Origin of the sequence: Ruminococcus sp. 1001136sp1_2201st1_G3_2201SCRN_220225, assembly GCF_040924365.1 — a bacterium.
Classification (GTDB): domain Bacteria; phylum Bacillota; class Clostridia; order Lachnospirales; family Lachnospiraceae; genus Blautia_A; species Blautia_A faecis.
Genome location: NZ_JBCOME010000034.1, coordinates 37,313 through 46,682, shown reverse-complemented (window position 1 = coordinate 46,682; position 9,370 = coordinate 37,313). Strand labels below are relative to the sequence as shown.

The window sequence follows — 9,370 nt, the reverse complement described above, 5'->3', positions numbered from 1 at the left end:
GTTGCTGGTATTTAATCTTTTTTTCCAGCTGTTCGTACTTTTCCAAATTCTTCTTTTGGTTTTCTTCCAGACTTTCCTTCAAAAGCTGCATGAAAGAATCCGTAATCTCCCTTTCCTGATCTAGCAGGATTTCTTTTCCTCCGGACCTTTCCAGAAGAAGAAACAATTTTTCCTCTTCCAGATGGATATTGGCACAGCCGCCTGGCTTTTCCTCCTTTTTTCTCCCCTGTTCCAGATAAGTTTTACATTTCCATTCATGGATTTTATGGTTTTTTCCCTTTCTTGTTGTCCGGTAAAAAGGAGCCCCGCACAAACCACAGACCAATTTTCCGCTAAACACATGCTTTCCCGGATTTACTCCAAAGCACCTGGCCGTTCTCTCCTGGTTTCCGACAAGTTTCTTTCTTTTGTCGATTTCTTCATTGGCAGCCTTCCACAGTTCTTCTGACACAATTGCCGGAATCCGGTTTTCATAAATATAAAACTGTTCCTGTGGATTTTTTACCACCTGCCTGGTATCAAAATCATAATGCTTCCGGTTCATGACCACAGTACCTTTATTGACAGGATTTCGGATCATACGGCGGATATCAGAATCGGTAAAAAAACTTCCATTTCGTTTCCGCACACCGTCCTCCCGCAGAATCCGGGCGATACATCTGCTGCCAAGACCTCCTGCACAAAGCTCATACATTTTTCTTTTCACCTGTGCCTCTTCCTCTATGAGCACCAGACTTTTATCGGGCAGCTTCCGGTAGCCATAGGTATTGGAAGTAAGCATCAGGGCACTTCCAGTCTTTTGCCGGTTCCGGTGGGCGTTATTGATCTTACGGCTTAATTCCCGGCTATATTCCTCTGCCAGAATTGCCTTGATTCCAGTGATCAGACTGTCATCTGCACTGTAAAAACGGTTTTCCAGATAGAGATACAGCCGTTTGCCACAAGTCACGAGACGATCCACAAAAACATACCAGTCCTTTGTATTTCGCATCAGTCTGTCCTGGGATTTTATCACCACAATCTCAAATTTATCTCTAAGAAGGTCAGAAAAAAGCCGCTGGTACTGTTCCCGTCCCCGGGTGCTGGTACCGGACCTGCTTTCTATATATTCATCCTCTAAGGACCAGTTCAGGCGGCAGACGCATTCTCTTGCCTCCGCCGCCTGTCTTATAAGCGCATCCTTCTGGCACTCCTCTTCTGTACTGCACCGGCAGTAGATCACTGCCCTGGTCATAAAGTGCCACCGTATTTTTCTATTTTTTCCTTCAAAACCAACAATTCAGCTGAGGTAATCCATTTTTCCTCTGCAAGAATATCTGCGATTTTCTTTAATAATTCCTTTTTCTCTGACAATTTTAAATTTTCCTGATTTTTCCGGTTGGTAACAGACCGTGGAAAAACGGATGTGCACTGCTCTTCTTGCTCCCAATTTAAGGATTCCGCCAGACTCATACTATCAACTCCGGTTTTCATGCCTTATGGTATAATATGCAGTTCTTCCTGTCTCTGCCGTAATTTTTTCTATCTTCCAGGCGGATTGTCCAGCATATGCCACTCCCACTCCGGATCAATAACGGCATCCGCACTTTCCATAACTGCACAATCCTTATCACAGCCATCCACTGCACAGGAACAGGCCATACCCGCTTTCTCAAAATGCCCTGGCACACCTTCATAACGCACGCACCATAATCCACGGTAGTGCATCCGTTTACACAGGCCATATTCATACTCGTATTTCACTATTTTTTCTGACATTTCTCTACCTCTTCCAACTTTTTATTACCGGTTCTTCCGAAAGCAAAGGGACCGAAAGCCACTCTATTTTTCCTTCTGCCATAGTATATTTCTGCCATTCTGATAAGCACATTCCATTGCCAGCCTTACGCCAGGCTTTTCTGTCATGGGATCTTCAATTCCCACAGACAGAGCATATCCCTCCTTCAAAAGTGCCGGAATATCCCGGGTTTCAAATACAGTCCGAGTAATAAGCTGTGTATCTGGTAAAACAGAAGAAAGAAGCATATTGATTTCAGTCTTCTCCACTGTATTTCCAGAGGGATCCTCCAGATACAGATATACCGGCCATTTTTTGTAAAGCGGAGCAACGCCGTCATTATTCCAGGTCAGGCACAGGCAATCTTCCTGCCCCTCCCTTTTCCAGGCAGCTTCTGAGATCCACAGGCGGTACCCCATATTCAAAAGCACTTTGTCATAGCCATCTTTATACTGACTGTCTGCATATTTCGGACCTAAAAATGTAGTGTGAGACTTCCGGACCAATTCTACAGTCTGTTCCAGATCTGTCACCAGCATCTGTTCCATGGAAACAGAGCTGGTAAATTCACCGCCCGATGGAGCTGTCTTCCAGAAGTCTGGCAGACTGCCAAGCGCATCTTTCTCCTCTGCCTGTCCATAATCTCCACCTTCCTGAATCCAGGTCAGCCATTCTTCTGTGGACTCTTTATGCCCGGTCATATCATTATAAAGCCCCATTCCATAAGCTTCTGCAATATGAAAAGGTCTTCTCATAAGCATGTTTACGCCGGGAAAAGCTTCCAGCCAGGGCATAATATACTGGTTTCTTACAGCTTCCTCAGGGATTCTCGTAATCCCATCGCTGTAATTTACATGCCACTCTCCCCAATGTCCAAGACTTCCCAGCTCAATATAACTGATCAGCCCGTCTTTTCCAAAATGCTCTCCAAGGGCTTTGATTGCCTTCTCATGCTCTTCTATAAAAACCTTATTGTTGTAATCCGGTGAATATCCTTTTCCATATTCACCGTCATACCAGGTTCCGTCTTCCCCCGTCTTCTCATACAGCCACCGGGGGATATCCATATGTTTCTCATCACCTGGAATGTCACAGACAAAACGAAGGATCAGATGCTTTCCTTCTTTTTTCCACCTGTTTATCTGGTTTTCCTCTTCTATGGAATCCCAGGCATACACCCCTTCTTCCGGCTCTAATTCTGCCCAGGTAATGTCCATATACAAAAGCGAAATATCCTCTGACACATTCTCATACCAGGCACTTGGTGCATATCCCATAAGCGGATTTCCAAAAATCTCCTGGGATTTCTGAAACTGCTTTTTGTTTCCATTTCCGGAAGACCACCATTGATAACCTGCGCCAGCTGCCAGAATGACTATCAGAATCAGCAACATTGCTGCCAGAATCTTTTTCATCCGTGATATTCCCCATTATACTGAATCAGAGTGACATCTTCTACATCTTCAATGCTGCGGATTTTTTCCATAAAATCCATGTCATTTTGTCGGCAGTACAATTCCACTGCCATCTCTGTTTTTTCTTTGCGCATGGTCTTGGATTTGACAAAATACTTTCTTTTTCCAAAGCAGCGGATTACCTCATCCCCTGCCTGGTCTCCTGTATAGTGGATCACTGCAATATAGATTTTTCCTCTCTGCTGTTTGTGATAAAACAATACAATCATCAGGATCATAATCGCAGCCGCCAAAAGCGCCAGGACATACATTCCCGCTCCAGCCGTAATTCCTGTGGTGATTGCCCAAAACAAATACAAAAGATCCATAGGATCCTTAATTGCTGTACGAAAACGGACAATGGACAACGCTCCTACCATACCAAGTGAAATTACCACATTGGTACTGATAGCCAAGGTTACCATACAGGTAAGCACTGTCATTCCAACCAGAGTAACAGCAAATGTTCTTGAAAAAACAACTCCTGCGTAAAACTTCCGGTATACCAGATAGATCAGCGCCCCTAACAGCAGAGCCGCCGCAAGAGCTGTGAGAATCCCCGGAACATCATAATTGGTAAACGCTCCGGATTCCAGAACTGATTTTTTGATCATGTCCTTTACACTCATAAAAAATTCCTCCACTTATCTCTTTGTGCTTTTTTGTAATTATTCAGAAGGCAGTATTTTGCGAGATATTTTTTGTGAACATAGTTCACAGTTATACGTTTTCTTTTTATGTCTCATACCAGTACTCGAATCCATTCATATACCTGGTTTTCTCATAACAGAGTACATATTTGGAAACTGCTGTAAATTCCGCTGCTGATGGTGGCAGAACATCGCGTAAAAGCTGGGGAAGCATTTCTGTAAACTTCACTTCCAGAATCAGTTTTCCAGGTTCCAGCACAGACACCGCAGGCAATCCAGGATCAAAAATATCATAACTGCCAATAGCCGCTCTCACATCCGAATCAAAGGTGATCCTTACCGTTCCGGCATCCAGGATCCAGGGAATCCGTTCGTAATCCACAATGGTCCTTGGCCGCATCATATTGCAGGTACATTCTATATAAAATTCCCGGCATAGAGAGTGGGGGCTGCGCAAAAGGAACGCATAATCCCCCTTCAGGATTTTCTCCACCTCTCCTCTTGTAAGCGGTGCACTCTCTTTGTAAATATAACTTCCAAACTTCTTTTTCCGCTCCAGTTTGATAAATTTGTCATTATTGTTATAAATCCGGATCCTGTATTTTTTTCGCATCAGTACCCCGGCTTCCTTTTCCGCGTATGCACTGCTCCAGTAATCGTCAAAATACAGACTGCGGATGTAATATCCCCCTTCCCCGGCATGGGGATCCGGCTGCAGAAATGGCTTCAGCCTAAGCGTAAGCATTTCTTTTTCACTGGTACTGATCAGATACTTCCATTCATTTCGAAATGCTTCCCTGCTTTTATTCCTCATAAATATCTTCCTCGATCTGACCATCTTCTGTTACATAGATGCACTTCATGCCATACTGCTTTCCTTCATCTGTAACATAATAATCAAAAGCATCCTGCGTATTTCCTTCTTCGTTGGCTGCACGCACACGGATAAAATACTGTCCAGCTTCCGGAAGCTCCAGCTCCGTTTCCGGGATCAGAAGGCCATCCTGTGTATAGATCACATCCTGAAAAAGATAATCTTTTGCGATCTCTACAGAATAAGTAATATCCTCCGCGTCAAAGGAATAGGAATTATCCCAGTTTATTTTCATTTTATTTCCCACTGCGGCAGGAACACCAATGTAAAACGGCATGGGCTTACTAAGACTTTCTACATAGAGCTGATAATTTTTTTCTATTTCTTCCGGAAGTGCTGCAGCAAGCTCATCATATTGTTCACTGGTAAGAGGTGCATAAAACACATCCGGCATCTCATAAAGATACGGCTTCACCACAGTCTTGTATTTTTCAATCATAGTGCCCAGTCTCTCTTCACTGAGATATTCTTTCAGATCCAGAATCGCTTCGTCCAGCTTTTCCCGGAAACGCTCTGATTTCAGACATCTCTGGAACAGTACATTTCCCCAATAGTTACTAACGCCGGATTCCCAGCTTTTCTGATCACTAAAACCGGTTATCTTATATTCAGGTCTCATCAGACTGCCATCATTATCCCAGGGAATAAAATACCAGATATCTGAGTTTAATGGACTATATAAATACACGTTTCGGTTCTGGGTATCCACATTTCCCATCAAAATCTGAAATCCCATCCAATATGTAATATTTTCCTCATCAAAGTATTCTTCCAGAACCGTATCAATTGGAATACTGTAGTCATTTACTGCTTCAAGCATCTGAATCAGTTTCCTATGATCGGTACTTCCCTTTATCTCCAGCAATTTTTCAAAAGCAGCACTGTCATAGGATGGATCATCCTGGAGTTTTATCACATCTTCATATCTGTAAAATTCAAAAGAATTAATTTTATACAGCTGTCCATTGGAATCCAGTCCATGATTCTTCAATCCAGTCTTATTCAGCTGCTCTACCTGGGTATACAATCCATAATCCTCAAATTCAGCGTCAGCAGAACCATCTGTAGTATCTTTTACATACAGGTGGACGAACTGTGTTCTCAGACTGATCAGCTGTGGAATGCCCTTCAGCAGGTCATAGGCAAGCTTGTTTCGAAACCGCATTCCTTCTGTCATATGCTTGTTCAAATTAATGGTTCTCTGTCCGCGCCAGGTTCCTTTATTTTTCTTCAGCTCAATCTTATAGTTTTTCTGGGCATTGCGGCTTGAAGTCTGCCCACGGATCTGTACCGTGGCATTAGGAACATTCTCCCCATATCCTACCATTCCCTCTGTCGGACCATTTTCATCCCCTATCTGCAAAAGTGCAGCCGCCTGATATCTGTCCACTCCCATCTCTTCATAATCATAGACAGAATAACTATTGATTTCTTCCCATGTATGATCTGTATTTTCTGAAGAATTCCCCTTTGAAACAGTGAGGTACATGGTAACCACGCTGGTATCGTCATCGTTTTCATAAAGACTGTCCTTATCTCTTAAATGAACCTGGTCAATATCCCGGGAATCTGCTTTTTTTATCTCCTGTGACGCTTCCGTTGCTGCCTGTTCTTCTGTATCTGTGCTCTCATTTTTTTCTTCCGGCACTACATCTCCATTCCCTATACAGCCTGCGAATAAAGACATGGTCATACTTCCGGCAAGAATACATGCAAGTTTTCTATATTTTTTCACTATTCTGACTCCTTTCCAGTTTTTCGCTGAGGAAAAAACCAAGTCTGGAAAACTTTCCTCTTCTTTCCCTGGCCACCACAGGCTGTACACTCAAAATATAATAGGGCAGCCTCTTTGTGTAATAGTCCAGACGAAAGGCTGCAATCAGAAAAAACACTGCGCTGCCTGTGAGAAACCCGAAACCATAATATACTCTTGGAAAAAACAGGGATATTACTGTAAACAGCACAGTTCCTCCTGCAAAACATCCAGAGGCCGCCAGCGCTCCTTTGTAATCTGTAAAATATAAAAGCAACAGAAGCATGGTATTTGCCACCGCATAAATGCCATATCCCACACAGAGGGTTCTGAAATACCCTTCCATAAGATCGTTAAATCCAAGCGGCACATACTCCAGGAGCAGTCCGCCAAGAGAAATAGCAAGTGCTGTAGCAAGGAGCTGCTTCAAGGCCGTGTATTTCAATTCCACATTCAATACCTTTAACATTTCCTCACCTGCCTGGGTAATATCTCCTACAGCACCTTTATCATTAAATAAACTGTAGTAGTTTTTATATTTCGGATAAAAATTCACCTCCACAGAAACCACAAAGTTTACTGTTGTTACCAAAATCGTAAGAAATGCCACAAGAGCTGGCACATCATGGTAGGGTGCACCAACAAACAGTCCCTGCACCTGTACCTGAAGCGGTCCGACCCACATGATCACCAAATGGGCAAACAGTCCAATATTGATAAAAAAACCGGTAAATGCCAGAGGCAGAAACTGATCCACCCATCTTAGGAAAAGGAAGGCACCCTTTTCCCCTTGTGGAAAATACTGATACAAAAGGATCACATCCCACAAAAGCATCACTCCGTATCCCACAGCCACTGCAATCAGAAGAGCTTCCACATGGGGAATTCCCAGCATCAGCAATACCCAGCCGGATATAAATGTGATCACAATAGCAGCTGTAAATGACAGCATGATTCCTCTGTAATCTTTTATTGCAGTGATATAACTCATTGCATTCCAGGTAACGGTCAGCTCTCCAAAAAGCCACAGACACAGCAATCCGTCCAGAAGTCCTGCTCCGGAAAAGATAAGGAAAATTCCATACAGGATCCCGCCGGCCACCAGCATGATCCCTGTAGAGCCCCAGAAAGAAGGCAATACCATATCGTATTTTTCTTCGTACAGCATATCCGCAATAAACCTGGTAACTACCATAGACAAAAAACTGGTAACTGTCAAGGAAAACAAAAGGGTATACGTGATCATACACACCAGAAGTTCCCGGCTGTGTCTGCTGCCTCCTGTTTTATCACAAAGATACATAACGCCAAGAAGCAATACAATTCCAAGAAGCATCGGACCGGTACATACGACTCCCGCATATCCGTAAGCTCTGAAGGAAGCAAAAAGTCCCTGTCTGTTAAACAGTTTTTTTAGTTCAAATCCGATTCCAGCCATTCTTTTGTATCACCTCCTCATAAAGCTCCCGGTACAGACGGATCATGCGTTCCTGTCTGTAATAAGCCTTTACCCGCGCCTGTCCGTTTTTCCCCATACGAAGCCGCCTGCTTCTGGATTCACACATTTTCTCCATGGCAAGAGCCAGTCCGTCACGGTACATAGGTGCCACATAATAACCTGCCTTTCCATACACATCCTCTTCCTTTCCCTCCAGAAGTTCCCGACAGCAGCCTACATCTGTGGTAACACAGGGACGTCTTGCAGCAAAGGATTCCAGCACAGACAGGGGTTGTCCTTCTGAAATGCTGGTAAGGATGGTAAAATCCAGTTTCTCCATATATTTTACAATGTCCACACGCCCTGTAAATATAATGTTTTCCAGCTTCAGCTGTTTCACCAGCTCGTAACACTCCTGTGCATATTCTTCATCATCGACTCCTCCCATAATGTGAAGGCGTACATTTTTTACATGTGCAGACAGTTCAAAAAAAGCGTAGATCATGGTCTTGATATCTTTGATAGGAGCAAGCCTTACTACTGCTCCAATATCCACCCAGCCATCCTCTTCTTTCAGGGGGATTCCAGACAACCTGTCATAGTCGATCCCATTTTCGATAACCCGGCACTTCCCAGGTGCACAGCCCATCTGAATCTGAGTGCGCATTGCATTTGTAAAAAGACAGGTCACACGAAATGCCCTCTGATAGATCATATCTGACAGCATATAAAAGAAAGCAATCCACTGTTTCTTAAAGGATGGAACCACCCACTTGGCACGGATGATCTCCTCCTCTCTTTCCCGTGTATAAATTCCATGTTCTGTAAGAAGAACATCCTTTTTGTGCACATAACCGCCCAGACAGGCCAGAAGTCCGCCGTACCCGGTACATATGGCATGATACACATCCGCCTCTGGCACTTCACTTCCCATAAGATACAGAACAGGAAGGAGCATGGAACGCATGGTGTGAAAGGCATCTGCAAAAGCAATATACGGATACTGTTCTTTACAGATTTTTATAAGGAGATCAAGGAAAGTCTCACTTTTCAAAAAAGCCATAGGGTTTAAATGTTTATCATGATACAAGGAAAACAGCGTCTCCCAGTCCGGTCTCCTCATCTGCATCAGCTCGCTCAGACTTTCTAGTTCTTTTTCGGAAAAAATATGGGACATTTTCCCCTTTTCTTTCACCTGGAGAGCATCATCCAGAAAAACCTCATGAACCTCCACAACATTCTCTGGAAGTTCATAGACAAATTTTCCTCTTTTTTCTGCATTTGCCCCAATAACCCAGAGCACAAATTCATGCTCCTGCATCTGATTGATATACTGGTGCATCCATGTAGAAACACCGCCGAACACATAAGGATAACACCCTTCCAAAACCAGACAGATTCTCACTGTTTTCTCCTTTTATCTG

At 43.6% G+C, this 9,370-nt stretch carries 9 protein-coding genes; all 9 read right to left on the bottom strand.

Translation table 11 applies throughout. The features are described from left to right. Nucleotides 1-1,234: recombinase family protein (locus tag AB5642_RS11970; RefSeq protein WP_368371643.1), on the bottom strand; the 1,234-nt coding region annotated here is incomplete at its 3' end. After that, nucleotides 1,231-1,353, bottom strand: a complete 123-nt coding sequence (locus AB5642_RS11965) for a hypothetical protein (RefSeq protein WP_255610631.1) — start codon at nt 1,351-1,353, stop codon at nt 1,231-1,233. The genes AB5642_RS11970 and AB5642_RS11965, both read right to left, overlap by 4 nt. 168 nt (nt 1,354-1,521) lie before the next feature. Next, the gene (locus tag AB5642_RS11960) at nt 1,522-1,758 is read right to left on the bottom strand and encodes a hypothetical protein (RefSeq protein WP_118581393.1); all 237 of its coding nucleotides are present in this window, start codon (nt 1,756-1,758) and stop codon (nt 1,522-1,524) included. Between the two features lie 63 nt (nt 1,759-1,821). Further along, nucleotides 1,822-3,192: a DUF4832 domain-containing protein gene (locus AB5642_RS11955; protein WP_173718591.1), complete on the bottom strand. Its 1,371-nt coding sequence runs from the start codon at nt 3,190-3,192 to the stop codon at nt 1,822-1,824. Then, nucleotides 3,189-3,860 (bottom strand): DUF4956 domain-containing protein, encoded by a 672-nt coding sequence (locus AB5642_RS11950; protein WP_118581390.1) that lies wholly within the window; start codon nt 3,858-3,860, stop codon nt 3,189-3,191. Before AB5642_RS11950 ends, AB5642_RS11955 begins: the two co-directional genes overlap by 4 nt. A gap of 106 nt (nt 3,861-3,966) precedes the next feature. Then, the gene (locus AB5642_RS11945) at nt 3,967-4,695 is read right to left on the bottom strand and encodes a polyphosphate polymerase domain-containing protein (RefSeq protein WP_173718592.1); all 729 of its coding nucleotides are present in this window, start codon (nt 4,693-4,695) and stop codon (nt 3,967-3,969) included. Then, on the bottom strand, nt 4,685-6,490 hold the full coding sequence (locus AB5642_RS11940; RefSeq protein ID WP_237925810.1) for a CotH kinase family protein: 1,806 nt from the start codon (nt 6,488-6,490) through the stop codon (nt 4,685-4,687). Before AB5642_RS11940 ends, AB5642_RS11945 begins: the two co-directional genes overlap by 11 nt. Beyond that, entirely contained in the window at nt 6,477-7,946 is a 1,470-nt protein-coding gene (pelG, locus tag AB5642_RS11935; RefSeq protein ID WP_173718593.1) for an exopolysaccharide Pel transporter PelG, read from the bottom strand. The genes AB5642_RS11940 and pelG overlap by 14 nt, the downstream gene beginning before the upstream one ends. Continuing rightward, nucleotides 7,927-9,351, bottom strand: coding sequence for a GT4 family glycosyltransferase PelF (pelF, locus tag AB5642_RS11930; protein ID WP_173718594.1), 1,425 nt, complete (start codon nt 9,349-9,351; stop codon nt 7,927-7,929). Before pelF ends, pelG begins: the two co-directional genes overlap by 20 nt. Between the last annotated feature and the right edge of the window lie 19 nt (nt 9,352-9,370).